This window comes from Morganella sp. B601, from assembly GCF_051172335.1.
In the GTDB taxonomy this organism is placed as follows: domain Bacteria; phylum Pseudomonadota; class Gammaproteobacteria; order Enterobacterales; family Enterobacteriaceae; genus Morganella; species Morganella morganii.
On the sequence record NZ_JBPIZE010000001.1, the window covers coordinates 420515 to 446694 of the forward strand.

General features: G+C 54.1%; 23 protein-coding genes. 6 read left to right on the forward strand and 17 right to left on the reverse strand.

The features are described 5' to 3' along the window. Positions 1–59: 59 nt before the first annotated feature. The 8 genes from kbaY to kbaZ all read right to left on the reverse strand — a co-directional run bounded on the left by kbaY (position 60) and on the right by kbaZ (position 7388). Complete coding sequence (gene kbaY, locus ACSBQN_RS01880; RefSeq protein WP_152695422.1) at positions 60–917, reverse strand: tagatose-bisphosphate aldolase subunit KbaY; 858 nt, start codon at positions 915–917, stop codon at positions 60–62. A gap of 2 nt (positions 918–919) precedes the next feature. Next, on the reverse strand, positions 920–2086 hold the full coding sequence (locus ACSBQN_RS01885; protein ID WP_434991535.1) for an SIS domain-containing protein: 1167 nt from the start codon (positions 2084–2086) through the stop codon (positions 920–922). Between the two features lie 283 nt (positions 2087–2369). Further along, positions 2370–3509, reverse strand: coding sequence for an N-acetylglucosamine-6-phosphate deacetylase (nagA, locus tag ACSBQN_RS01890; RefSeq protein WP_354633178.1), 1140 nt, complete (start codon positions 3507–3509; stop codon positions 2370–2372). Further along, complete coding sequence (agaF, locus tag ACSBQN_RS01895) at positions 3506–3940, reverse strand: PTS galactosamine/N-acetylgalactosamine transporter subunit IIA (RefSeq protein ID WP_024474789.1); 435 nt, start codon at positions 3938–3940, stop codon at positions 3506–3508. Before agaF ends, nagA begins: the two co-directional genes overlap by 4 nt. Before the next feature lie 15 nt (positions 3941–3955). Continuing rightward, positions 3956–4831, reverse strand: a complete 876-nt coding sequence (gene agaE, locus ACSBQN_RS01900; protein ID WP_004237712.1) for a PTS N-acetylgalactosamine transporter subunit IID — start codon at positions 4829–4831, stop codon at positions 3956–3958. Continuing rightward, complete coding sequence (agaW, locus tag ACSBQN_RS01905) at positions 4821–5600, reverse strand: PTS N-acetylgalactosamine transporter subunit IIC (protein ID WP_004237713.1); 780 nt, start codon at positions 5598–5600, stop codon at positions 4821–4823. Before agaW ends, agaE begins: the two co-directional genes overlap by 11 nt. A gap of 10 nt (positions 5601–5610) precedes the next feature. Next, positions 5611–6084 (reverse strand): PTS N-acetylgalactosamine transporter subunit IIB, encoded by a 474-nt coding sequence (gene agaV, locus ACSBQN_RS01910; RefSeq protein WP_004237714.1) that lies wholly within the window; start codon positions 6082–6084, stop codon positions 5611–5613. After that, positions 6066–7388: a tagatose-bisphosphate aldolase subunit KbaZ gene (gene kbaZ / locus ACSBQN_RS01915; protein WP_024474790.1), complete on the reverse strand. Its 1323-nt coding sequence runs from the start codon at positions 7386–7388 to the stop codon at positions 6066–6068. Before kbaZ ends, agaV begins: the two co-directional genes overlap by 19 nt. A gap of 258 nt (positions 7389–7646) precedes the next feature. Between kbaZ and ACSBQN_RS01920 the strand changes: the two genes are divergently transcribed. From ACSBQN_RS01920 to ACSBQN_RS01930, 3 genes are all read left to right on the forward strand, one after another. Beyond that, the gene (locus ACSBQN_RS01920) at positions 7647–8456 is read left to right on the forward strand and encodes a DeoR family transcriptional regulator (protein ID WP_015422932.1); all 810 of its coding nucleotides are present in this window, start codon (positions 7647–7649) and stop codon (positions 8454–8456) included. Positions 8457–8902: 446 nt separating this feature from the next. Then, positions 8903–9148, forward strand: coding sequence for a hypothetical protein (locus ACSBQN_RS01925; protein WP_354633179.1), 246 nt, complete (start codon positions 8903–8905; stop codon positions 9146–9148). A gap of 112 nt (positions 9149–9260) precedes the next feature. Then, on the forward strand, positions 9261–9821 hold the full coding sequence (locus tag ACSBQN_RS01930) for a hypothetical protein (protein WP_354633181.1): 561 nt from the start codon (positions 9261–9263) through the stop codon (positions 9819–9821). Between the two features lie 89 nt (positions 9822–9910). On the opposite strand, the gene ACSBQN_RS01935 is transcribed toward ACSBQN_RS01930, so the two are convergent. Beyond that, complete coding sequence (locus ACSBQN_RS01935; protein ID WP_036406347.1) at positions 9911–11560, reverse strand: alpha-keto acid decarboxylase family protein; 1650 nt, start codon at positions 11558–11560, stop codon at positions 9911–9913. Positions 11561–11697: 137 nt separating this feature from the next. Here ACSBQN_RS01935 and ACSBQN_RS01940 point away from each other — a divergent pair, with 137 nt between their 5' ends. Next, a complete protein-coding gene (locus ACSBQN_RS01940) occupies positions 11698–12612 on the forward strand; it encodes a LysR family transcriptional regulator (protein WP_024474795.1) in 915 nt (304 codons plus the stop codon). A gap of 302 nt (positions 12613–12914) precedes the next feature. Here the strand turns inward: ACSBQN_RS01940 and ACSBQN_RS01945 are convergent, their stop codons facing one another. From ACSBQN_RS01945 to ACSBQN_RS01965, 5 genes are all read right to left on the reverse strand, one after another. Beyond that, positions 12915–13877 (reverse strand): substrate-binding domain-containing protein, encoded by a 963-nt coding sequence (locus ACSBQN_RS01945; protein WP_223302461.1) that lies wholly within the window; start codon positions 13875–13877, stop codon positions 12915–12917. Positions 13878–14030: 153 nt separating this feature from the next. Continuing rightward, a complete protein-coding gene (locus ACSBQN_RS01950) occupies positions 14031–15071 on the reverse strand; it encodes an ABC transporter permease (RefSeq protein ID WP_004237724.1) in 1041 nt (346 codons plus the stop codon). A gap of 40 nt (positions 15072–15111) precedes the next feature. Beyond that, positions 15112–16611, reverse strand: coding sequence for a sugar ABC transporter ATP-binding protein (locus ACSBQN_RS01955; RefSeq protein ID WP_024474796.1), 1500 nt, complete (start codon positions 16609–16611; stop codon positions 15112–15114). Beyond that, positions 16608–18119, reverse strand: a complete 1512-nt coding sequence (gene xylB / locus ACSBQN_RS01960) for a xylulokinase (RefSeq protein ID WP_024474797.1) — start codon at positions 18117–18119, stop codon at positions 16608–16610. The genes ACSBQN_RS01955 and xylB overlap by 4 nt, the downstream gene beginning before the upstream one ends. Positions 18120–18122: 3 nt before the next feature. Further along, complete coding sequence (locus tag ACSBQN_RS01965; RefSeq protein ID WP_015422928.1) at positions 18123–19160, reverse strand: NAD(P)-dependent alcohol dehydrogenase; 1038 nt, start codon at positions 19158–19160, stop codon at positions 18123–18125. Positions 19161–19371: 211 nt separating this feature from the next. On the opposite strand from ACSBQN_RS01965, the gene ACSBQN_RS01970 reads away from it, so the two are divergent. Both ACSBQN_RS01970 and ACSBQN_RS01975 read left to right on the forward strand, forming a co-directional pair. Next, positions 19372–19917, forward strand: coding sequence for a D-lyxose/D-mannose family sugar isomerase (locus ACSBQN_RS01970; RefSeq protein ID WP_004237728.1), 546 nt, complete (start codon positions 19372–19374; stop codon positions 19915–19917). A 112-nt stretch (positions 19918–20029) separates the two neighbouring features. Then, positions 20030–21031 (forward strand): LacI family DNA-binding transcriptional regulator, encoded by a 1002-nt coding sequence (locus ACSBQN_RS01975; RefSeq protein ID WP_004237729.1) that lies wholly within the window; start codon positions 20030–20032, stop codon positions 21029–21031. A 190-nt stretch (positions 21032–21221) separates the two neighbouring features. Here the strand turns inward: ACSBQN_RS01975 and ACSBQN_RS01980 are convergent, their stop codons facing one another. The 3 genes from ACSBQN_RS01980 to ACSBQN_RS01990 are packed head-to-tail and all read right to left on the reverse strand — an operon-like array spanning position 21222 to position 26177. Further along, complete coding sequence (locus tag ACSBQN_RS01980) at positions 21222–22346, reverse strand: ABC transporter permease (RefSeq protein WP_337137077.1); 1125 nt, start codon at positions 22344–22346, stop codon at positions 21222–21224. A gap of 1 nt (position 22347) precedes the next feature. Beyond that, positions 22348–25107, reverse strand: coding sequence for a ribosome-associated ATPase/putative transporter RbbA (rbbA, locus tag ACSBQN_RS01985; RefSeq protein WP_337137076.1), 2760 nt, complete (start codon positions 25105–25107; stop codon positions 22348–22350). Next, positions 25104–26177: an HlyD family secretion protein gene (locus ACSBQN_RS01990; RefSeq protein WP_036406341.1), complete on the reverse strand. Its 1074-nt coding sequence runs from the start codon at positions 26175–26177 to the stop codon at positions 25104–25106. The genes rbbA and ACSBQN_RS01990 overlap by 4 nt, the downstream gene beginning before the upstream one ends. Between the last annotated feature and the right edge of the window lie 3 nt (positions 26178–26180).

Sequence of the window (26180 nt, forward strand, 5' to 3'; positions counted from 1 at the left end):
TTATTTTTTCGCAGATGAAAAAGGCGGCACTGCGGGGGAACACAGTACCGCCTGACGGGTTACAGAAGCTGACCTTCCGCACCACAGACCCTGATTTTATCGCGGACAACCGCTTTCATGGCATCCATACCGACCCGCATGTAATAGCGCGGATCATTGCCGTCCGGATTCTCTGCAAACCAGGCACGGACTGCCCCGGCAAACGCGATTTTCAGCTCGGTGGCGACATTGACTTTACACACCCCCAGCTCAATAGTGCGGCGGACATCCGCATCCGGCACATCACTCGCGCCGTGCAGTACCAGCGGGATATCCGTAATGCTGCGGATTTTTTCCAGCCGGGCAAAATCAATTTTCGGACGGCTGGTATACAGGCCGTGAGCGGTACCGATAGCCACCGCCAGGCTGTCGATGCCGGTCAGTTGTGCAAAACGGCGCGCTTCATCCGGGGAGGTCAGAAAGGCACTTTCCGCATCCACATCCATATCATCCTCAACGCCGCCGAGACGGCCGAGTTCCGCTTCCACGCTGCAATCCTGACTGTGGCAGAAATCCACTACAGATTTGACCAGCGCGACATTCTCCTCAAACGGAAAATGACTGCCGTCGATCATGGCACTGCGCACACCCTGACCGACTTTGGTGCGGATATCGTCAAGAGTTTCGTGGTGGTCAAGATGCAGCGCGACCGGCATGGAAAACGAGCGGGAATAGGCGTCACACAGTGCATAAATTTCCGGGAAGCTGATGTGTTTAAAGGTGCCCGGCGTGCCCGCCAGAATCACCGGTGCGCGCAGTTCCGCACAGGCTTCCAGAATGGCCTGAATAGTTTCGGCGTTATGGATATTAAACGCCGGAACCGCATAGCCATTGACCTGTGCATGTGTGAGCAGATATTTGGTTGAGATGATCCCCATGATTACGCTCCTGTGTTCTGGTTATTGAAGGGGTGAATAATCACGCCCTGAACAACGCGGTTAACGGTGCCGCTGGCAGACGGGGTATCCGGTGTGATCCCGGTTCTGACAGACTGACTGAGGGCAAATAATTGAGCATACGGCAGGAAACAGAACAGCAGTTCTGTGTCGCTGAGGGCGTCACCGGCAGGCAGATAGCAGTGTGTCCCGGCGCTGATGGCGTCATCCGGCAGATCGGCTATTGCGACCACCTGTTTGGCAATCCGGTCGCGGCGTAGTTCGGCCAGCAAATCCAAATCATACTGACGGGTGTAAGGCTGGTTTGAGATGTACACAACCACCAGGGTGTCGCCGTCGACCAGAGATTTCGGGCCGTGGCGGAAGCCGGTTGGCGTGTCATAAAAGGCGGCGATTTGCCCGGCGGTCAGTTCCAGCAGTTTGAGAGCGGATTCCCGCGCCAGTCCCTGAAAGCTGCCGCTGCCGAGGTAAACCACGCGTTTAAACGGATCATTACCCGGCAGAATTTGTCCGCTGCTTCCATGGGTGGCGAGAATATCCCGCGCCCGCTGTGCCACAACGGCAAAGCGTTCTGTGCTGAACGTCTGCGGGGCGAGGGCGGCGAGACAGCTGCACATCATTGAAGTGATGCTGCTGGTCATGGCAAAGGCTTTGTCATTGGTCTGCGGCGGCATCAGCAGAGCAAAACCATTATCACTGCCCTGTACACGCTGATACAGATGTCCCTCTTTATTACAGGTGATCACCAGATGAGAGCAGCGGGCAACACACTGGTTGGCAAGATCAAACGCGGCCACGCTTTCCGGGCTGTTACCGGAGCGGGCAAAGGAGACCAGCAGCACCGGTTGTTGTTCAGGCAGATAATCCGCCGGATTGGTGACGATATCGGTTGTCGGGATCGCAGTGACGCTTTTGCCGGTCAGGCGGCGCAGTACGGGAGAAATCATCTCACCGATAAAGGCGGAAGTCCCGGCACCGGTCAGAATGATGCGCAGGTTATCCTGAGCCAGCAGCGGCGCGAGAAAGGCATCCAGCTGTGCGCGTTGTGAGTCGATTGAGTGTAATGCACTCATCCAGCAATCAGGTTGCTGGCGGATCTCCGTTTCCGTCCAGGTGGAATAGCGGGGTGTGGCAGAAAGAGGGTCGTGCATAGCTTCATCCTTTACATGACGTTCAGCCGAAAGTGAAATGAATCAAAAGATCACCCGATTCGTCATTACCTTTCGGTTGGTTTCGTTTTGAGGTTTCATTTCAATTTACAGGAAGGAAAACGAAGGATCAATGTAGTAATGAAAAGAAAACGAAAAGTGTGATTTACACCACAAGTGAAATGATTAAGCTATTGTTTATTAGTTAGTTATATAAAAATCCCAGGTAGATAAACATAAGGAAAAGAAAGGTGCGGAGAGTTCCGCACCTCAAAATGAAAGGAAATCAGCGTACCGGCTGCCCGTGGATCCAGGTTTGTGTTACCCGCCAGTCACTGTTCAGGTCATTGAAATGTGCCCGTTTTCCCGCAGAGATACTGCCGTGTGTCGCGGTGATCCCCAGCAGTTGTGCCGGTTGCAGGGAAGCCATGCGGATGGCGGTTTCCGGCAGCGTGCCGGTATCACTAATCATCCGGCTGACGGCGTCATCCAGTGCCAGGGTGCTGCCCGCGAGGCCACCGGAGGCGGTCCGGACAATACCTGCTTTCATCGTGACATCATGGCCGCAGATATCATAAATGCCGTCCGGCTGCCCGGCTGCCCGCATGGCATCGGTGATCAGCACCGTGCGGTGTGCGGCGCACTGACAGACAATCCGCATCACAGCCGGGTGGACATGATGCCCGTCAGCGATAAGCTCCAGCCAGGCGCGCGGATCGGATAATCCTGCTCCCGCCATGCCCGGCTCGCGGTGATGCAGGCCGGTCATGCCGTTGAAACAGTGAACCAGCCCGTCAGCTCCGGCATCGAGAGCCGCCAGAGTCTGCTCATAGGTGGCGGCACTGTGGCCTAGCATCACATTCAGCCCGCGCCGTTTCAGGTGGCGGATGGCATTCAGCGCCTCCGGTTTTTCCGGTGCCAGTGCAACCACTTTCAGTGTGCCTGCCGCATCGGTAATCAGCGTGTCCAGCTCACTGATTTGTAATTCACGGAACAGCTCCGGTGAGTGTGCTCCTTTGTTCTGCGGCGTGAAATACGGCCCTTCCAGATAACTGCCGAGCACTTCCGCCACCGGCTCAGTGGTGGTCTGCTGCTGACAGTAACGGGCGATCCGCCCGAGGGTGCTGCGCAGATCCGGCAGCGGGGCGGTCACCGTGGTGGCGAGCCACGCGGCGACCCCGTGTTGTGCTTTGAAAGCGGCAATGGTTTTCAGCGCCTGCAGATTATCATCCATCACATCCATACCCTGTCCGCCGTGAACATGGGTGTCAATGTAAGCCGGGCAGAGTTGCTCCGCATCAAACTGTGTTTCTTTTGCCGCCAGCGGCGTGATGGCGGTAATGATACCGTCTGATACCGTCACCGCCTGATTTTCCCGCCAGCCGTATTCTGTCAGCACACGGCGGGCGCGGATTTGCTGAATCATATGCCTTCGTCCTCAGTTTCACAGCAGCGTTCGCGCTGTAACTCGTCTGTCAGGCTGGTTAATCCGCGGTGACCGCAGGCCAGTGCTTCGCGGCGGAAATCAGCCGGTGAGAGCGAATCCCGCTCCAGTGCCATTTCCAGCAGCAACTGCAGATTGGTGCCGGTGATCACTTCGCGGTCTTCCCGGCCTTGTGACAGCGTAGCCGCCACGCGGAACGGCGTACCGCCGAGAATATCGGTCAGAAAAATCACACTGTCGCAGTGTGACATCAGCGCCAGTGCGGCTTCCAGTTCCTGTGTCAGGCGGGCGGTGGTGGATTCCGCCGGAAAATCAACGGCCGCGAAATCCTCCTGCTCCCCGATAATCTGTAACATGGCTTTTTCCAGTCCGGAGGCAAAGCCCCCGTGACCACATAAAATAATTCCCGGCATCAGTTACTCCTTTTATCACAGGAAATGGGCGAATTTACCGATAATACCCAGCGCCACGGTCAGTACAATCAGGCGCAGCGGGCTCCAGCCACGTCGTACCAGCCAGAACATTGACAGGGTGTATACCAGCGGCAGGAAAGCAGGCATCAGCTTATCAATCACATCACTCTGTAATTTCACCACCGCATCACCGGCGGTGATTTCCAGTGTGGTTGAGAGCCGTACATAAGTGGCCACCAGCGCGCCGATCACGGTCATCCCGACAATCGAGGCCGCATGGCCGACTTTTTTGGTATTGGCTTTGATAAGCGGAATGGCGGCAACCCCCATCCGGTAAGCATAGTGCGCCAGGCCGAAACGCAGTCCGAAATGGACAACGTTAAACATCACCAGGAACACCACAGCACCGAGAATCGAGCCCTGCAATGCGAGGCTGGCACCGATACCGCCGCAGATAGGCAGCAGGGTCAGCCAGAACATGGCGTCGCCGATCCCGCCCAGCGGCGCACCCACCGCAATTTTGGTGCTCTGGATGCTGTTTACATCCTGCTTGGAGCGTTCCATTGCCAGGATGATGCCGATAACAAAGGTCACCAGGAAAGGGTGGGTATTGAAGAATCCCATATGGCCTTTCATGGAGCGCGCCAGATCACGCGGATTGGTGTGGATTTTTTTCAGTGCGGGCAGCAGACCGTACAGCCAGCCCGCCGCCTGCATCCGTTCATAGTTAAAGGAGGCCTGTAACAGCAGGGAGCGCCACGCGACCCGGTTGATATCTTTGCGGGTCAGTTCCGCGCCGGTGCTCTGATCTTCATACACGTTCTGGTTACAGTCTGCCGGCAGTAAGGTTTCCGCTTCTGCGGCAGATGAATGATTTTTTTCAGATGCCATCTTCAAATTCCTCGTGTGACGGTTGTGCCGGTTCGCTTTCTGCCGGTTTGCGGACAAAATCGATCATTGCCATCGCCAGTGCGGCGGCGGCGATTGCCAGAACCGGCAGCTGAAGCCAGGCGGCGCCGACAAATCCCAGAATGAAATAAGGAATGTAGGCATTTTTCATCATGATTTTCAGCAGAACGGCAAACCCGATGGCAGGCATAATGCCGCCCGCGACACCCAGTCCGTCAATTAAGCGGGCAGGGAGTACATCAATCAGGGTTTTGGCGTGATCCGCCCCGAAATAGATCGGCAGGAAGGCACAGAGAAAATAGAACGTACCGAGCGCCAGCAGTGCGAGGTAGTTGATGCGCTCAATCCCCCGGGTATCCGCATTGGCAGCCATTTTGTCACAGCGCGACATCACACCGGACATGACCGAGAACAGGAAGGTGATCCCCATCTGCACTGCCACGGCAAACGGCACCGCAACGCCGACCGCCACTTCCGGTTTGACCCCGGTGGAGATAGCAAAGGCAGTCCCGACAATGGTACCGATAATCACGTTCGGCGGCTGGGCCCCGGCCAGCGGCGCGAGTCCCATCCAGACCAGTTCCAGTGTCCCGCCGGTCAGGATCCCGGTATTGAGATCACCGAGGATCAGACCAACCACCGGCCCCAGCACCACCGGACGGTGAATGTGGGTGAGCCCGTTAAACAGATCCAATCCGGCAATAAAGGCTACCAGCCCGAGAGCGATAGCTTGTAACAGACTGATTTCCATACATGTATCCTCAGAGCAGTTTAAACAGATCCTGCGCCGGTTCTGTCGGTACGCCCTGGATATAACAGGCGACACCGGCCTCGTTAAGTCCGCGGAATGCGGCGATATCCGCCTCATCCACAGACACAGTTTTGGCAATCTGACGCTTGCCTTCGGTATAGTGAATATTGCCGACGTTAATGCGTTCCACCGGAACGCCGCCTTTCACCAGAGTCAGAAAATCTGCCGGGGTTTTGCAGACCAGCAGAATTTTCTGGCGGTCAGCAGCTTTATGAATATTGTCGATCACCTTCTGCAGCGGCCAGAAACGCACGGCAATCCCTTCCGTCAGCACCATTTCCATCAGGTTCTGCTGCAGCGGATCTTCCGCCACCTCATCATTGGCGACCAGCACCAGATTGGCACCGGCAAATCCCACCCACTGGACACCAACCTGTCCGTGGATTAACCGTTCATCAATACGACTTAACACAATATTTGGCATGGCTGTTTCTCGCTCTTATCGGCAGGCATGGTTTTACAGGCATCGTGATAGTGACGCAGCACAGTCTGAATGTGTGCGATGATTAATTCTTCCGGTGCGGCGGAAATCGTTCCGGCACGTACCAGCGGATACTGTAACGGCAGATACTGGCTGATCAGCGGCAGCGGGATCGCCGTTTCTGTCAGGTTTTCCAGCAGACGGGTCACTGCCGCGCTGATGGTCTCATCCGGCCAGTAATAGCGGATGCGATCGGAATAGCTGTAGCTGCGGGCAAGGCGGCGGGTCTGCTCATCACCGGTGTAATAACTCTGCCAGTAGCCCGGTTGTTTCAGCATGACATCTTCCAGCACCTGACGCAGCCCGGAACGTGCCGCCGGAGCAACCAGCTCATCTTCAATCCCGGCGAGGGCATACAGCGCTTCACGCAGGGCGAAGGTCAGACCGGGACCGACTTTCAGAATCGCAAAGTGATCGTCAACTAATTGACTGAGTGCATGCGGGGTCTGGTAATCCGTGGAGTGCGCCTCGTACACCAGATGGTCATGATGTGTGACCATCTCACTCAGGGCACGGGCTTTTTCCGGACGGTAATCAATAACATTATTATGATCAAATTCCACCCCCGGCTGTACCACCAGCCCGGTAATGCGCGGCCAGATATCCGTGAGCTGATGCCGCGCAAATGCGTCCTGATGTGCGGCGATAGTGGCAGATGCGGCCTGCGGTGTGGTGACCGCCAGCTCATTCAGCTCTTCGTGAGCGCCACCCGGCACCGGCACTTCTGTACCAATCACATACACCAGGTCGCGGATGCCGAAATGTTTTTCACAGGTTTCCTCGGCAATCACCGCCAGGCGGGCAGCGCGCTGTGCGACGATTTCATCCGTCAGCGGCACCGGATCACCGGCACAGGACATACTGCAGTCAAGGTGAATCTTTTTGAACCCGGCGGCAACATAAGTGCGGATCAGCTCATCGGCTTTTGTCATGGCGTCTTCAGCCGGTTCATTCTGCCAGCGGTTCGGCCCGAGGTGGTCGCCGCCGAGGATCAGATTTTCACGGGGAAAGTGATGTTCATCGGCCAGCTTCCACATAAAATCACGGAAGTCCGCCGGGGTCATGCCGGTATAACCGCCGAACTGATCCACCTGATTGGAGGTTGCTTCAACCAGTAACGGCGTTTGTTGTTCACGGGCAAAACATACCGCTGCTTTCAGAACATACGGATGGGCGGAACAGACAGCATAAATCCCTGTTTTCTCACCCCGTTTGTGACGGGCAACGATATCAGTTAAAAGTTTCACTTTCCTCTCCTTACAGCCGGATTTGGTTTGTTTTTGTTTCGATGTCTGAATAACATACTGCTATACAGGAAAAAGAAAACAAAATGAAAGGTTATGAAATCCGGATCTTCATCACAAAAGAAATATAATGAAAGGATTAATTCCTGAGTCATCCGGTGTTCACCCTTTTTATGGGCTTGCATTCCGGACAAAGAAAAGCGTTAATATGCCAAACGAAATGAAACGAAAGATTTTTCAAATGAATGTAAGGATAAAATCATGAACAGTCCGGATGCCGGGACGGATAACCGGGTGATGGGAACGAGCGGGCGGCGTGAGCATATCATCCAGCTTTTGCGCACCCACGGCAGTGTTCAGGTGAATGAGCTGTCGCAGCAGTTTCATGTTTCCACAGTGACTATCCGCAATGACCTCGCTTTCCTCGAAAAACAGGGGATCGCGGTGCGTGCCTATGGCGGCGCACTGATTTGTGAGGGGGTTTCACCGGTCAGCGAGCCGTCACTGGAAGATAAAAGTACCCGCCACACCACTATCAAACGCAATATTGCGGCGGTAGCCGCCGACCTTATCCGGCCGGGGCTGCGTGTGATCCTGGACTCCGGTACCACGACGTATGAGATTGCCCGCCAGCTGCGTCACCATCAGGATACGATTGTGATGACCAACGGCATGAATGTGGCGAATGCCCTCCTGGAAGCACCGGGCGTGGAGCTGCTGATGACCGGTGGTCAGCTGCGGCGCCAGTCGCTCTCTTTTTATGGCGATCAGGCGGAGCAGTCATTGCAGAATTATCACTTTGATATGCTGTTTCTCGGGGTGGATGCGATTGATCTGGAGCGCGGCATCAGCACACATAATGAAGATGAGGCAAGGCTTAACCGGCGGATGTGTGAAGTGGCCGGACATATTGTGGTGGTGACGGATTCCAGTAAATTTAACAGTTCCAGTCTGCACAAAATAATCGATACTCAGCGTATTGATACCATTATTACTGATGACGGTATTCCTGAAGCGAGCCTGACCGGGCTGCGCCGGATTGGCACAGAAGTGATTCTGGTGAAGGGATAACAAAAAAAGAGTGTAAAACAGTACGGATACTGCGGAAATAAAAGAGATAATAAGCTATAAGTTTATTATGTTTATTTCCCGGTATCCGTGTGAATGGTAAAAATACTATTATCTGTCCTGCTGTTATTTTATCCGTTAATTTCACCGGCAGTATCAGATGAATGTCAGAATATTGCCCGTCGTGCCGGAAATCAGAGTGCAGGGAGTGAACGTCATATTTTCCGGTATCGTCTCCCGGTCGTGCCTATTTTTATTCCGCACCGGACAGCCGCTGTAAAAGTAAAAATAGTTTTCTGATTAAAGGTGATTCCGTTATCGGTTATCAGATCGCCGGAGATTATCTGTTTGGCGGTTATATTAATACCGAAGGTGAGCTGATTGACGGCTGGCTGTAATTATCCCAGCTGACGGAAACTAACCTCAGAATATCCCCGCTTGCGGAAGAGGTGGATTACGTAAACCGCAAGCCGAAAAAGAAAACGGATAATCCGTTGCCGGATGAGGATTATCAGCTGATGACCGGTAAGATGATACTCCGTCCCGGAGAGCCGGTAAGTCAGCTGCGCAGTGATATCCTGAAATATTATTCTCAGGAGCCTGAAACCGTATTTATCGGTTATAGTAAAAACGGACGGACACTGGGGGGGGCTATCCGGATCCGGTGGTTTCTGTTTATATATCAGACGGTGTAAATGATAACCTTGATGAAGAGGTTATCAGCCGGACGAGCAATGTAAAACAGATCGCTTTATTATCCGTGGTGACCATGTTTTGCAGTACCGCAAACAGGGTGATTTCGCCTATGTGAATTATATTAACAGCAAAAACAGAGTGGTTGAGGGCTGGATAAAACTGTCACTGCTGGAAAAATCGGATGAACAAAATAATGACCTTAATTATCAGGATTTCATTTGGTCATCGGATGACGGCGAGGCGGATTTACTGGGAAAACCACTGAGTGATAATACGGTTTCCCGCTGGCTGGAACAGCAGAAGAAAAAGGTCTCTGTAGCACCGCTGCATGATTTTATCCGTGAGTTTGAATTATGGCGTTATGATACCGGTGATACGATAATTACCGTCGCCGGTACCAATGTGATTATTGAAAAACGGACTGGGGGACGGGATAAGTATATTTCGGAAATAACCTTCAAAAACAATCGTTATAAAACCAGACGGGGAATTGCGGCAGGGGATTCATATCAGGATATGATTAAAGCCTACGGAAACCGTTATCAGATATCCCCGGGCGACAATTGTTACTATTATTCCTGGTTCGATCACCGGCTCGGTTTTTGTTTTGACGGAGACCGGGAAATTAAAGAAGTTATGTACAGAAACTATCCGGAATCAGATATCCGCTGATATATCCTGAATACCGGCAACGCATTATATGAGAAAAACGGGTTTTAATATCCGGATGCCGCCGGGGCTGCATCCGGATCACCGGTGAGTTAAAACGAGTACAGTGTTGCCACTGATTCACCGAGTTTTTTTGCCAGATCGGATGCGGCATAGCGCTCTGTGATGATTTCAATATACGCGGCACGGTCACCGGTTTCCGCTTCCCGGATTGCCTCATCCAGCTCTGTGCAGGTGGTGACGCGGCGGCAATACCAGTTATCGCATCCCAGCGCCTGCGGCAGTTGCGCGTAACGCCACTGCGCCAGATCGTTATAAACGGCTTCCGGGTCTTTGCACAGCAGGCGCTCAATGAGATAGCCGTCATTATTCAGCACGAAAATAAGCGGTTTCAGACCAAAACGGCCAAACTGACTGATTTCCTGGGCGGTCAGCTGGTGTGAGCCTTCCCCGGTAATCAGAATCACTCTGCGATCAGGCGCGGCGATGGCGGCTCCAACGGCCGCAGGTGTTGCCCAGCCGATTGATCCCCATAACGTCTGGTTATGGAATTGCGCCCCATCCGGCAGCAGTGCAAAGCCAAGTCCCATAGAAACGGTGCCGGTTTCGGCGATGATAATGTCGTCTTTTCTGAACAATTGCTCAAAACGCGGATACAGATACGGCGGGGTAATATTACCGGAAGCGTCAGCCACCGGTTTACCGAGCCCGGTGGCTGCCGGAATATGGCATTCCCGGTGCGGAAGTCCGGCGGTCAGGGCAGGCAGCAGATCGCGCATATACACATTCTGCCAGGTTTTTGCGCCGACCCGGACATGATCCGCCATAATGCTGATCAGCTTTTCCGGGGCGATATCAGCGGTAAAACTGCCGGTGTTAAAGTCCGTCATCACCGCTCCGATACCCAGCACGCAGTCACTGTTTTCAACAAACTCCCTGACCTGCGGATTCATCAGCTGACCGTTATACATCCCGGCGTAATGCGGGTCGGACTCACTGATGATGGCTTTATCCATAAACATGGTGGCGTAAGGCAGCCCGGTCCGGTGGATCAGCGCCTGTACGTCATCAATCAGTCCGGAACGTGCGGCCAGCATGCCCGGCAGGATACAGGCGGACGGGCTGTCCGCGAGTTTTGCTCTGATCGCGGCAACCGCTTCAGTGAGCGCGGTTTTGTCACTGACCGGTTGTGCCGGTGCGGTAAGGTGTTCCGGCATCTGAACCGGCTGTGTCGCGTAATCAAACGGGAAGCCCATATAGACCGGACGGCGCTCGCGCAGCGCGGCAGCAATCAGGCGTTCCGTCTCCGCCACACAGTTCTCCGGGGTCATTATGGCGTAGGCACAGGAAAGGCGCTGCCCCAGTTCACAGAACAGGCTGAAATTACCATCGCCCAGGGTGTGATGCACCAGGCGGCCACTCTTCTGCACACCACTGGCAGGCATGCCGACCAGATGAAAAACCGGCAGGTTTTCCGCATACGAACCGGCAATACCGTTGATCGCGCTTAATTCACCCACGCCGAACGTGGTGGAAAGCGCCGCGGCGCCCTTGATACGCGCGTAGCCATCTGCAGCATAGGCGGCGTTCAGTTCGTTACAGTTACCAATCCAGCGCTGTGTGTTACCGTCGCAGACCGCATCTTCAATGGGGAATGCAAAATCCCCCGCGACACCGAAAATATCGGTGATGCCTAAATCTGCCAGACGGCTTAAAACATGCTCAATTACACTTTTTGTCATTGTTATCTTCTCCGATCACACCGTTTATTCAGAACGAACCACGTGTTATGACGATCATTTCTAGTGGTTCTGCGGTATAAATGGAAATGGTATATAATCATCAGTGTGATAACTTTTTGTTATAGGGCAGCAAAAACATGGATATACGCGCACTCCGCTACTTTACAGAGGTGGTTCAGTACAAAGGATTCAGCCGGGCGGCAGAGGCGTTGTTTGTCACGCAACCCGCCATCAGCCGCAGTATTCAGAAGCTGGAGCATGAACTGGGATTTCCGTTACTGGTCCGTGATACCGGCGGGGTGACGCTGACCGATGAAGGGGCGATTCTGTATGAGCACGCGCGACGGATTCTGGTGCAGTTTCAGTGTATGAACAAAGCATTACAGGATAAATCCGGCCCGCTGACCGGCACACTGAATGTGGGATTACCGCCGGTTATCGCCTCGACCTGGTTTGCCGGGATTATCATGGCGTTTACGTCCCGCCATCCGCAGGTGGAACTGAAGATTTTTGAACTGGGCACGAAACAGATGGCCGAAGCGATGACCGACGGTACGGTGGAAACCGCTGCGGTGATGCTGCCGTTTGATGAGCAGCTGTTTGATCTGCACCGCTTTGCCACCGACCGGCTGATGCTGCTGGTGAATCATCAGCACCCGCTGGCGGCAAAAAAACAGGTAAGCTTTGCGGAGATTATCCGCGAGCCGTTTGTGTTTTTCTCCGAAGCATTCCGGATAAACGACCTGGTGCGCAGTGCGTGCGGGATTTACAGCACGGAACCGGTGGTGGCAGGACGGAGCAATCACCTCGATCTGATCCTGGCGATGGTCAGGGCGGGGGTGGGGATCACACTGCTGCCGGACAGCATGTGGCGTGAACGCACGGCGGATGGTCTGGTGCTGCTCCCGGTAACCGATCCGGTGCTCTCCTACGATCTGGCGCTGGCCGGTGTGCGCGGCGGGTATCAGAGCCGCAGCTGCCGTGCGTGGAATGCACTGGCGATGGAAATACTCGGTATTCCGTATGTAACCGGTGCCGGCCATTTACTGTAAATACAGTATATAAACCACAAATAACAGCAGCATAATGAAAATCAGCACCGGGCCTATGAAGTGTAATCTGACGGGGTGCAGCTCCTCTCCCGGCGGACGGTGCGGCTGAGCCGGGAGCTCCGGCGGTACAGGCGGAGTGACGGTTTCAGGTTCAGGGCAGGGTGCGGGCGGCGTTACGGGATATTCAGCGGTTTATAGCGCTTTCCGGACATGACTTTTTTGAATTGTGTATAAAACCGCCTGAACAGGGGAAGTTGCGGATAAAAAAACGCCGCCTTCATAAGAAGACGGCGGGAGTGTATTTATTTACGGGCGTCCAGTAACTGCTGCGCGTTTTCTTTGGTGACCTGAGTCCACGGAATCGCGTAACGTTTGTCTTTACCGTCATTCCATTTCAGCTGGTCAGCATACTGAACCCAGATTTTGGACTGCGGCTCATATTTGTCACCTTTGACCGCTTTCATCGCCAGGTCGATAGAACCCTGCATCTGTGCATTTGCGTCCTGGAGGATGGAGACCATTTCGCCTTCCTGAACAGAGCGGATAGCATCAGACACGCCATCAACACCGGCAATGGAGAAATCATTCACATTCAGACCGGCAGATTTGATTGCTTCAATCGCACCCAGTGCCATTTCGTCGTTCTGTGCAATAACACCACCGATTTTACCACGGTGTTTCTGTAACCAGTTTTCCATCAGCGGCATCGCTTCCGCGCGTGACCAGTTAGCCGTTTTGCGCTCCAGCACTTTCACTTTACCCGGACCACATTCCGCGATCGCTTTGTCATTACCTTCGCCGCGCTGAATTTCACCGCTGCCGCCTTTCGGCCCTTCGATAATAACCACGTTACCTTCGCAGTTCATTTTTTCCAGAACCGCTTTGGCTTCCATATAACCGCCGAGGACGTCATCAGACACCACTTCTGCGGTCATTTTGTCGGTGTTCAGACGGGCGTTGGTGACGATAACCGGGATTTTGGCGTCATTTGCCATGGTGACCACGTCGATATTCGCTTCATAATCCATCGGGTTGATGATGATAGCGTCGGCTTTGGTCTGGATTGCGGTTTCCGCCTGGTTGTTCTGAACCATCGGATCATAACGGCCATCATAAACTGTGATGATCGCTTCACCGTTTTTCACAGCCGGATGCTCTTTTGCGGATTTTTCCATTAACTGGACAAATTCAGCTTTCATGCCGTACATCAGAACGGCAATTTTCACCGGATTGTCCTGTGCCGCAAATGCCTGTCCGCCCATCATCAGGGCTGTCAGTGCAGCGATTTTGGTCAGTTTTTTCATGGTCATTCCTTCATTGTGTAGGGTAGTTTTGCTTTTGTTTTTTGCTGTTTTCGTCTTTTTTACGCTTCATCCTTCAGCCTGTGGCAGACTGAAAGAATCCGCGTGGTGCTGCCATCAGTCACGGCGTTGCTTACGTGACGGATCCAAAAGTACGGCGATAACAATTAATGCGCCTTTGATAATCTGCTGGTAATACGACTGCACGCCCAGCAGGTCGAGACCGTTATTCATCACACCGATAATTAACACGCCGAACAGGGTGCCGACTAACGTCCCCACACCACCGGCCATACTGGTACCGCCGATAACCACCGCAGCGATTGCATCCAGCTCGTAGGCGCTGCCTGCACTGGTCTGTGCTGACCCGGTACGGGCAGTCAGAATCAGCCCGGCAATACCGGCTAACGCGCCACACAGGGTATAAACCAGCACTTTAATTTTAATCACGCTGATACCGGAGGTTCTGGCGCTTTTCGGGTTGCCGCCGACGGCATACACATAACGGCCGAAGGTGGTTTTATTGAGTAAAATCCAGGCCAGAATAAAGATAACCGCCAGGATCACCACCGGTACCGGGATATCCAGGATATAGCCGTTACCCAGCCAGCGGAAATCACTGTTGAGCTGGGAAACCGGGTTACCGTCAGTGGTCAGCAGAGTCAGACCGCGTGCCGCAGACAGCATCCCCATGGTGACGATAAACGGCTGAAGGTTGAATTTCGCCAGGATAGTCCCGTTGAGCAGACCACAAATGATACCGATGCCGAGTGCGATAATCATCGGGATCATCACGGCATTCGCGGTATCACCGATAGCCAGGCCGGTGTTGCTGGTGGCAAAACGCGCCGCCACAATCCCGCTCAGTGCCAGCACCGAACCGACAGAGAGGTCAACACCGGCGGTGATGATGACGAAGGTCATCCCGATGGCGAGAATACCGTTGATGGAAATCTGACGCAGGATAATCAGCATGTTGTCCTGACTCAGAAAATAGTTATTGGTCCATTCGCCGCGGGCGACCTGAACTTCACCGACAACCGCCACAATCAGACACAGCACAAAGAACGCCAGAATGATGCCGTATTTGTGCATGTTTTTCTTGTTACGGGCGATAAATGAGACCCCTGGTGCGGGTGCAGTATTTGTTGTAGTCATGGTCACTTCTCTTTATTCATGCATACGTTGGCGGGTGAGATCACACCGCAAGTTTCATTAAATCAGTCTGGGTGGCAGTGGCGGCGGTCAGCTCTCCGGCGATCCGTCCGTCACGGAAAACAATAATCCTGTCACTCATCCCGATAATCTCCGACAGCTCAGAAGAGACCATCACAATGCCTTTGCCCTGTAAGGCGAACTCAGACATAAACTTATAAATTTCTTTCTTGGCACCGACATCCACGCCGCGTGTCGGCTCATCGAGCAGCATCACATCCGGCTCGATTAGCGCCCAGCGCCCGAGAACCACTTTCTGCTGGTTACCGCCGCTGAGGTTCCCGACCAGCTGATCCGCATCCGGGGTTTTGACATTGAACAGTGTGATCATGTCGTCTGCACGGGCACGCTCTTTGCGGTCATGAATAAAGCCGCCGGTACTGATGGCACCAAATGAGGCGATATTGATATTTTCATTGATGGAGCGGCCCAGCATCAGCCCGGTATCTTTGCGGTCTTCAGTGACATAGGCGATCCCGGCATTAATGGAATCTTTCGGTGTGTGTTTGTCGAGGAAGCGGTCACCAATTTTTATGGTGCCTTTATCGGCGTGTTCGATGCCGAAAATCAGGTCGAGGAACTCAGAACGGCCGGAACCGACCAGCCCGTAAATTCCCAGGATTTCGCCTTTTTTCAGCGTCAGGCTGATGTCCTGCACCTGGTCATCACGGGACAGTTCCCGGACTTCCATAATGGTTTCATCTGTCGGCTCGTTAAATTTGGCGAACTCATCTTTGATTTCACGGCCGATAATCAGCTCAATCAGCTTCTCGCGGGTGATATCCGCCAGCGGGCCGTCGGTGATAAAGGTACCGTCACGGAAAATGGTGAAGGTATCGGCTATCTGAAAAATCTCGGACAGGCGGTGTGAGACATAAATAATGCCTTTACCTTTTTCCGTCAGGCGGGTGATGACATCGAAAATCTTCTGCGCATCTTCCTCGCCGATGGCGGAGGTCGGTTCATCCATAATGATGATATCCGCATCCGCGTGAGAGAGGGCTTTGGCGATTTCGACCAGTTGCTGTTCCGCCACACTCAGGTTGCGCATTTTTTCTGACGGGGATATATCAAAATGCAGGTCGGTCAGCAATTCAGTAGTCTGCCGGTTGAGCTGTTTAAAATCGACAAACCCGAAACGGCGCGGCTCACGCCCCAGCCAGATATTTTCCGCCACGGTCAGGTCAGGAATGGAACTCAGCTCCTGCTGAACAATGGCGATACCGGCGTGCAGGGCTTCGATCGGCTGATGAAACTCACAGCGTTTGCCTTTGACATAGATTTCACCGGCATCCGGACGGATAAAACCCATCAGGATGCTCAGGAACGTGGATTTACCGGCACCATTCCCGCCGCACAGGGCGTGAATGGAACCTCTCTTCAGTGAAAACTGCGCGTTCTTCAGTGCAACAACCTGACCAAAGGCTTTGCGTACCCCTTCAACCCGCAGTAATTCCTCATTGTCAGCGACAGTGGCTGTCATACGGTGACCTCCGGGTATTCTGATGTCAGTAAAGCAAGGTAGTTCTGATACAGGGACTCATAAACCGCCACGTTCGCCGGATCCGGCTGTGTACGGCTGCTGTCATCCAGTTGCACAAAGCGGTCGCAGAGAGCGGCCAGCTGTGCTTCCGGTGCGCTGTCTGCGCTGAGGGTGTCACACCAGATAGCCTGAACCGCCGCACCCAGTGCTGCCGCTTCCTGGTTGGTGACGCACACCACTGGTGCCGCCATGATATCCGCAACAATCTGCCGCCATTTCACGCTGCGGGCACCGCCGCCGGTCAGACGGATCTCACTGGTGGTAATTCCCTGCTGACGGAACAGATCAATACCGAAGCGCAGCCCGTAAGTGGCACTTTCCACCACGGCCAGGCTCAGGTTCTGCGGAGTCAGGTTGCTGCCGTCCATATTGTGAAGGCTGGCGCGGGCTTCGGGTAACTGAGGTACGCGCTCACCATTAAAGAACGGCAGCATAATAAGACCGCCCGCACCGGGCTGACTGCTGTTCAGAGCATCATTAAATGCCTGAATATCCATACCTAATAATGACTGAACCGTGGTGGTGGCGGAGGTGACATTCATGGTGCAAATTAGTGGCAGCCAGCCATTGCTGGAGGAGCAGAACCCGGCGATCATCGCGGAATCCGCCACAACCGGTTGTTCCGCAAAGGTAAACAGCGTACCGGAGGTACCCAGGCTCATGGTGGTGATGCCCGGACGGATATTTCCGGTGCCGATGGCGGCCATCATGTTATCGCCGCCGCCGGATGCCACACGGGTGTCCGGAGAAATGCCGAGCTTATCTGCGATTTCCGGACGAACCGTGCCGATGATTTGCTCTGCGCGCACCAGCGGCGGCAGCGCCTGCCATAAACGACCTTCCGGATCGATAAGATCAGCAGCGGCCTGATCCCACTCACGGCTGCGGATATTGAGCAGCCCGGTCCCGGAGGCATCGCCGTACTCGGCACAGGCCTGCCCGGTGAGCCAGAAATTCAGGTAATCGTGCGGCAGCAGCACATAACGCAGCTGTTTCCACAGTTCCGGGTGCTGCTGTTTAAAGCGGATAATTTTTGACACGGTATAGCCGGTCTGCGGTAACACACCCAGACGGTCAAGTGCGGCCTGTTCACCGCCCAGTGCATCAATAAACCACTGATTCTCCGCACTGGTCGAGGTATCACACCACAGTTTGGCAGGCGCAAGTACCGTACCGTCATGACTGACCGGCACAAAACCGTGCTGCTGGCCGGAAACAGCGAGGGCGCGGATATCCCGCCCGTCAATTCCGGCGTTTTTAATCGCCTGAGCAAACGCGGTTTGCAGCGCATCAGTCCACCAGACAGCTTCCTGTTCACGGCTTCCGTCTGATTCGCTGATCATCGGGTGAGGGGCTGAGCCCTCACCCAGAATACGCGCGGTCCGGTTATCGGCAATAATGACCTTGGTGCTTTGTGTTCCGCAGTCAATACCGGCATAGAGCGTCATGGTTTACTCCATTTCCAGCACAATTTTCACATCAGTCGCACGGCCTTCGGCTGCACGCTCATAGGCTTCGACACTGTCTTTGAACTTGTAGGTTGCGGACAGCAGCGGTGCCACATTCAGTTTGCCGGAGCTCAGCAGACGGATGGTGCGCGGATACATATTGGCGTAGCGGAAAATAGTTTTGAAGGTCACTTCTTTCGCCTGTGCCGCCACGATATCCAGCGGTGCCGGGTCGATTGGCATGCCGACGAGGACTGCGGTGCCGCCCGGGGCGATATGATCAGAGATGGAGGCAATAACCGGTTTCGCGCCGCTGCACTCAAACAGGACGTTCACGCCTTCGCCGCCGGTCAGCTCACGGACTTTATCCGCCAGTGCCTGCTGGTCTTTGCTGTTTACTGCGTGCAGACCCTGATATTTCTCAGCCACCTTCAGTTTTTCATCAAACACATCACAGATGATGACATCGGAACAGCCGCCGGCCAGTGCGCACAGCGCGGTAATGATACCGATTGTCCCGGCACCGATAACCAGACCGATATCGCCCGGTTTGATCCCGGCTTTGGTCGCGGACTGCATACCGATTGCCAGCGGCTCAACCATTGCGCCCTGGGCAAAGGAAACGTTATCAGGCAGTTTAAAGGTGAAGGCGGCAGGGTGGATCACGCTTTCACGCAGGCAGCCGTCGATTGGCGGGGTCGCCCAGAAACGAACAGCAGGATCAAGGTTATAGATACCGGCACGGGATTGCGGGGACTGCAGATCCGGAATGCCCGGTTCCATGCACACGCGATCGCCGACTTTCAGGTGCTTCACATTTTTACCGGCTGCGGTGATCACACCGGACGCTTCGTGACCCAGCACCATCGGTGCCTCAACCACGAACGGCCCGATACGGCCATGCTGATAATAGTGAACATCGCTGCCGCAGATACCGACGGTGTGGATTTTAATCTCAACATCGTCATCGCCAAGTACTTCATTACTCTGCCAATCCTGAATGGCGATTTTCCCTGCTTTCTCTAATACTAATGCCTTCATGATCATTTCCTTTCATTAAAATGATATCGATATCATTACTATGATGCGGATAATAGAGCAATGTTTATTATAATTATGTGATGATGGTTAAACTTTTATTAAATAAAGTCTGATCTACTCATGTAGTATTCGGCAAAGGGTCTTCCGGGTCACATCTTTGCTATCTGTGACAAGGCTATAATGATAACGATATCATTCAGGAGAGAGGCAGATGAATAAACAGCCGTATATCGCGGAATCACTGGCGGTTCTGGAACAGGCACATATCATTCTGACAGAAGCGGAACAGCAGCATATTGAAATTGCTCACTTTAATCTGCCGGATTATCCCCGCTCGGGCCTGCAACTGCTCACGTACTGCAACAGCCCGCTGTACTGCGCCAAAGAGCTGGTTCTCTTTGCTGACCAGACCTGTCCGGAGCACCGCCATCCGCCGTACAAAGACCGGCCGGGCAAGCAGGAAACCTTCCGCTGCCGCTGGGGTGAGGTGTATCTGTTTGTGGATGATCCGGCGCTGACGCTGAATCAGGATGCACAGGGCAATCCGGTTTGCCGTCCGCCGCAGGGGGATGAGGAATGGTACACCTGTGACCGCTTTATTCTGCTGCGCCCGGGAGAGCAGTACACCATCATGCCGGACACCCGTCACTGGTTTAAAGCCGGGCCGCAGGGCGCGGTGGTGTCGGAGTTCTCCACAGAAAATACCGATGAATACGACATTTTTACCGATCCGCGGATAAAAAGACTCGAGTGTTAAAAAGTTGTTAGTGTCGGTTTAAGTAATAAAAAGCGTGTTTTTCACGTGACTGAATCGATTTAGATGATATTATAATGGTATAAAATGATACGTTGCTGCTAAGGAGAGAAAATTGGCGGAACCCCGGACACAGAAAGTCACACTGGAAAATGTGGCCGCTATTGCGAATGTCAGTAAGATCACCGCATCCCGCGCATTTTCGCAGCCGGATAAGGTTCACCCGGAAACTCTCAGGCGTATTCTCGATGCCGCAGATAAAATCGGTTATGTGGTGAATGCGGCGGCACGCAGCCTGCGCGCGAAATCCTCCCGTACCATCGGTATTGTCAGTCCTGACATGAGCAACCCGTTTTTCGGCGGGCTGGCCAAGCGCATCACCCTGGAAGCCTATAACGCCGGGTATGACACGCTGATGTTTGACTCTTATGAATCACGTGAAAATGAAGCGCGTATCATTGATAAGCTGATTGGTTACAACGTGGATGCCATCATTCTGTCCGTTGTCTCCGCCGAACGGGTTTACCGCCCGGCGTATATGAAACAGCTGGAACTGCTCAATATTCCGGTGATCCTGGTTGACCGCGAGTTGGATGCCAAGGCATGCAGCGGCGTTTACATCGATAACCTCGACTGCGGATTGCAGGCAGGGCGCTATCTGCTGTCACAAAAAGCGGATAACGTGGTGATTGTATCCGGCCCGGAAGATTCCAATGTGGCCCAGGATCGCGTAACCGGCATGGTGGCCGGTCTGCACGGCCAGGTCAGCAGCGTCAATGTGCTGCATGCGGACTTCCTGATGGATGAAGCCTTTAAAGTCACCGACCATTACCTGAAATACCATCCCGCGCCGGATTATTTTGTCGGCTGCAATAACCAGATCTCACTCGGGATTATCAAAGCCTGTATCCGCCACAATCTGATCCCGCAAAAAGATGTCTCGCTGTTCAGCATCGATGAAGTCTCTCATGCCGATATTTACGGATTCAATTTCCCGTGCATTTCTCATGATTTACAGGAAATTGCCTGGCAGGCCATTAACATGGCAGTACGGCGGGCGACGGATCGCAGCGCCCCGGCGAGCAAGGTGGTTGTGCGCGGTCTCCTCAAATCTTAATCCGCGTCATCCTCCTGTCTGTGGCTGTGTTGGCCGCACTCAGAATTCCGGGTCACATACTGGTGTATGTTCCCCGGAATTCTTCCTTTGCCGGTTATCCCGCCGCCCGGGTTTGAAAGAAGATGGTTTTATTCTTTCCGGCGGCGGCTGCACTTTGCCGGCACTCAATGTTGGCAGCAATACCCCGCCGCTATGCCATCGCACTGATGGTTTTGCGGAAGCGCAGCAAAGCCGCACCAAAAAATGCCCCGCCGATAATGATCAGATAAATAAACTGCGGCCAGACTATCAGGAAATCCGCGCCCCGGTAGAGAATAGCCTGTGCCAGGCTGACAAAGTGTGTCGTCGGCATGGTCTGCATAATATCCTGCACAAACTGCGGCATACTTTCCCGCGAGGTCATCCCGCCTGATAACATATTCAGCGGCAGCAGCACCATAATCATCAGCAGCCCGAACTGCGGCATCGAACGGGCGAGCGTCCCCATAAAAATTCCGATGGAGGTGGTGGCAAACAGACTCAGCGCCACCCCGCACATAAACAGCGTAATTGAACCCTCTATCGGCACCTGCAGCAGAAAGCGGACAATCAGCAGCAGCGAGCCGAGCGAGGCGAGCAGTACCACCAGTCCCATTGACCAGACTTTGGACATCATGATCTCAAACGGCGTCACCGGCATCACCAGCAGATGCTCAATTGTGCCGTGCTCCCGCTCGCGGATCAGTGCCGCCCCGGTCAGGACAATCGACAGCATCGTGATATTGTTGATAATTGCCATCACCGACCCGAACCACATCTGATTCAGGTTCGGGTTAAAACGGGCGCGGATATCCAGATCCACCGGCAGCACCGTGTTTTGCCGGTTTTTAGCCAGAAAAGTATTCACCTCCCCGGTGACAATATTCTGAATATAACTGTTACCGAGAAACGCCTGACTCATGCGGGTGGCATCAACGTTCAGCTGAATGGCGGGGCGGCGTCCGGCCAGCACATCACGCTGAAAATTTGGCGGAATATCCATGGTGAAAGTGTAGGTGCCGCTGTCCATCAGGCCGTCCATCTGACTGATATCAATATCCGCCGGGGCCAGGAAATAGGGCTCGTAAAAGCTGTTGATAATACGCTCACTGAGCTGGGAGCGATCCTGGTCCGCAATGGCAATCGGTGCCAGATGCAGCGAACCGGATGTCACCGTCGCCGAGGAATAGATTGATACCGTGAATGCAAACACGATCAGTGCCAGCATTGCTTTATCCCGAATCAGGCTGCGCAGCTCTTTCATGCCGAGATAGATAATATTCTTCAGTGTCCGCATGTTATCCCTCCTGCTTTTTCAGGAAAAAGATGCTGCACCCGAGAACAACCGGAATAGTGATCAGCAGCGGAATAAAGGCCTGATACAGATCGATAAGCCCCAGCCCTTTGGAGAAAGTTCCCCGGGTGATGGTCAGGAAATGAGCGGTCGGGTAGATGTGTCCTATCCAGTAACCCATACCTTCCAGTGATGAAACCGGGTCAATCATGCCGGAAAATTGGGTGGCCGGGATCAGAGTGATAATCGCGGTTCCGAAAATTGCGGCAATCTGGCTTTTCATAAAGCAGGAAATCAGCAGCCCCATGCTGGTGGCAATGGTGATATAGCAGAATGCGGCGAGTGTCACCGTCAGCAGACTGCCCTTGAACGGCACTCCGAATACCCAGACGGAGAGGGCGCAGAGCAGGAAAAAGTTAAACATCCCCAGCACGATATAAGGTACCTGTTTGCCGATTAAAAACTCCGTTTTGGTTACCGGCGTGACATAAAGATTGATAATCGACCCCAGTTCTTTCTCCCGCACCACACTCAGGGCGCTGAGCATTGCCGGTATCATCATCAGCAGCAGCGGGATCACCGCCGGAACGATAGCAGGCAGACTTTTCACATCCGGGTTATAACGGTAACGGGTTTCGATATCGATGGCAGAGTGCAGCGGGTTTGCCACCGGCTGTTTTGACGCCATGCGGGTCAGCCAGTTGAGATGCATAGCCTGAACATAACCGCGCACCGTTTCTGCCCGGTTCGGCATCGCACCGTCCACCCAGACACCCAGTTTCACATCATGGCCTTTGGCGATATCACGGGCAAAATCCGGCGGAATTTCAATCGCCACCGCGATTTCTCCGGCACGCATCCGGCGCTCCATATCGTCATAATTTTGCAGCGGCGGCTGTTCGATAAAGTAGCGTGAACCGGAGAGATCCTGCACATAGTTCTGGCTGGTGGTGGTCTGGTCGCGGTCGAGCACAGCAAAACGCAGATTTTCCACATCCATACTGATGCCGTAGCCCATAATAAACATCAGGATCACGGTGCCGAGCAGCGCCAGTGTCAGACGTACCGGGTCACGGCGCAGCTCCAGCCCTTCACGCAGACTGTAACTGAACAGACGGCGCAGACTGAAACGGCGCTTCAGCGCGGTGGCGGCAGCTTCGCCGCTGTCGGCAGGCAGCTCCGGTGCTTCCGGCGACGGGGCATCATCCTCAATCCCCGAGGCTTTTTTCAGATAATCAATAAAGACGGCTTCGAGGGTGTCAAATTGGCTGTTGGCGACCAGATTCTCCGGGGTATCCGTCACCAGTACTTTCCCGGCGTGCATCAGCGACATGCGGTCGCAGCGGGCGGCCTCATTCATAAAGTGGGTGGATATAAAAATCGTCACGCCGTCTTTGCGTGATAAATCCACCATCAGATCCCAGAACATATCGCGGGCAATCGGGTCAACGCCGGATGTCGGCTCATCGAGGATCAGCATTTCCGGGCGGTGAATAACCGCCACGGCCAGCGATAAACGCTGGCGTATCCCGAGCGGTAACCCCTCCGGCATGGCATCGGCAACATCCGTCAGTTTAAAGCGCGTCATCATTTCATCAACGCGGTCATCAATTTCGTTTTCCGGCACATGGAATAATTTGGCGTGCAGCACCAGGTTCTGTAAAACCGTCAGCTCACTGTAGAGGGAGAACGCCTGCGACATATAACCGACCCGCATCCGCGTATTCAAATCTTTCGGATCGACCTCCTGACCAAACAGCCACGCCTTGCCTTCCGTGGCCTGCAACAGCCCGGTGAGCATTTTCATGGTGGTGGATTTACCGCAGCCGTTGGAGCCGAGGAAACCAAAGATCTCTCCTTTCGGGATGCGGAAACTGACGTGGTCAACGGCGGTGAAACTGCCGAAGCGCATGGTCAGATCCTGTGCCTCGATAGCAATCTCTTCATTGTCCTGCGCCTTGCGCGGCGGGATCACCACCGCTTTGTGATCTTTGCGTTTTTCTTCCGGCAGCAGAGCGATAAAGGCGGCTTCCAGCTCATTAGTCTGTGTCTGCGCTTTCAGTTCACGGGCGTGTCCTGTCGCCAGGACTTTGCCGTCGTCCATTGCGACCAGGTGATCAAATCGTTCCGCCTCTTCCATATAGGCTGTCGCCACCAGCACACTCATATTTTGCTGGCGTTCGCGGATGCGGTCGATAAGCTCCCAGAACTGGGCGCGGGAGAGGGGGTCAACGCCGGTGGTTGGTTCGTCGAGGATCAATAGTTCCGGGTCATGGATCAGGGCACAGCATAATCCGAGTTTCTGCTTCATCCCGCCGGAGAGTTTTCCCGCCGGGCGGTCGCGGAACGGGGCGAGCCCGGTGCTGGCGAGGAGGTCGTCAATCCGCAGACGGCGTTCTTCCTCAGACTGGCCGAACAGCCGCCCGAAAAAATCCACGTTTTCAAACACCGACAGGGTGTGATACAGGTTTTTCCCCAGTCCCTGCGGCATATAAGCAATACGCGGACACACCGCGCGACGGTGCTCTTCTTCGCGGATATCACCGCTCAGCACAATCACATTACCCTGCTGCACTTTACGGGCACCGGCAATCAGGGAAATCAGGGTGGATTTCCCGACACCGTCCGGCCCGATCAGCCCCACCATCTGCCGGGCGGGGATGTTCAGCGTGATATCATCAAGGGCGCACACATCACCGTAATGATGCGTAACCTGTTCCAGGGTGACGATTGCGGTGTCGGAATGCTGTTTTGATGATGTCATTGAGGTAATTTCACCTCCAGGTCAGCCGGCCAGTCCTGCTTCGGGTCAAGCCGGATATAAGCGCGTCCCGGCAGACCGGTTTTCACATATTCCAGATGTTTTTCCAGCAGTTCGGGGGCGATACGCGCACGAACGCGGAACATCAGTTTCTGGCGCTCATTATCCGTTTCCACCGTTTTCGGGGTAAACTGCGCGACACTGGCGACATACGAGGTTTTCGCCGGGATCACCAGGTCCGGGGCGGCATCAAGAATAATATGCACATCACTGCCGATGCCCGCCTGTCCGGCCTGTTCGGTCGGCAGGAAGAAAGTCATATAAACATCGCTGAGATCGACCATGTTCACCACGCGGCCACCGGCACCGAGCACTTCACCCGGTTCGGCAACGCGATACTGAACACGGCCGTTGCGCGGGGCTTTCAGCTGACTGTCATCCAGATCCGCTTCAATCCGGTGTTGTGTCGCCAGAGCGGCATCCACTTTGGTCTGTGCCTGGATAATACCGGACTGTGCGGCATCAATCGCCGCAGAAGCCGCTGCCACCTGAGCTTTCGCCGCTTCCACGGCAGCACGGGCACCCTGGACAACAGCAAGGTCATCATCCACCTGCTGAACAGATACCGCGTTGGTTCTCACCAGTGCCTGTGAACGCGTCAGACGCTTCTGCGCGGCAGTCAGTTCTGCGGTGCGCTGACGTACCATCGCCTCTGCGGCGGCTTTCTCACTTTTCCGCTGAGCCAGTGCCGAGCGCGAGGAAATCACATTACTGTCCGCCTGGCGGTACTGTGCCTGAGCTTCACTCAGCTGCGCCTCCAGTGTCCGGGTATCCATCTGCGCCAGCACATCCCCGGCGCGGACAAAATCCCCCTCTCTGACATTGATGGTACTGATGCGTCCGGCGGTTTTGGTTGAGATATCAATTTCCGTTGCCTCGATCCGTCCGTTGCTCTGAGCAAAGCCCTCAGGCAGCCCGGGGCTTTGCAGCATGTGGTACAGATAGCCGCCGCCGGCAAGGACAATGATCAGGATGAGATAAAAAATCCACGTTTTACGTTTTGATTTTTGCATAGA